This is a genomic window from Flavobacterium xizangense (genome assembly GCF_054075145.1).
The window spans coordinates 1-476 of sequence record NZ_JBSIPG010000031.1 but is presented as its reverse complement, the minus strand read 5'-3'; the positions used below and the strand labels follow the sequence as shown (position 1 = coordinate 476).

1 pseudogene is annotated in these 476 nt (G+C 33.8%); it reads left to right on the top strand.

The window, feature by feature from the left end:
* Positions 1-216 precede the first annotated feature (216 nt).
* Positions 217-476: pseudogene (locus ACWA1B_RS22370) on the top strand (sulfatase-like hydrolase/transferase); the annotation flags it as partial.

The following is a 476-nucleotide window of genomic DNA, read 5'->3' as shown; positions in this document are numbered from 1 at the left end:
CTTCAAAATAAATTTATCATTCAGATTCAGCTTTGTCGAAGTTTTGAACTTTGACAAAGCTATTTCCCGCAATATTGTCATCCTGAGCGAAGTCGAAGGACACGCAAGTAGCTCTACAAAGATTGTACTTCACATTTGAGCAACATGAAGTTTTGTCGAAGTTTTGAACTTTGACAAAGCTTCTTATAACATTAAAAAAAATTAACCAAAACCATTATGCCAAACTATAAAAAAATAACCAAAATTATAATCCCCATTTTAATAATACTGCTCCTTCTCTTCGCTTTTTTATTCTGGCCCATTAACACTGACGGCACTTTAATAAAAGAAGATCAAAAATTGGCAGAAGGAAAAAAAGAATTTCTGGCTTCAAAACCCACCGATTCTATTTCTGGAAAAAAGACCAACATTATCATTCTTCTTGCCGATGATTTAGGAAAATATGATATTTCGCTCTACGGCGGAAAATCGACTCC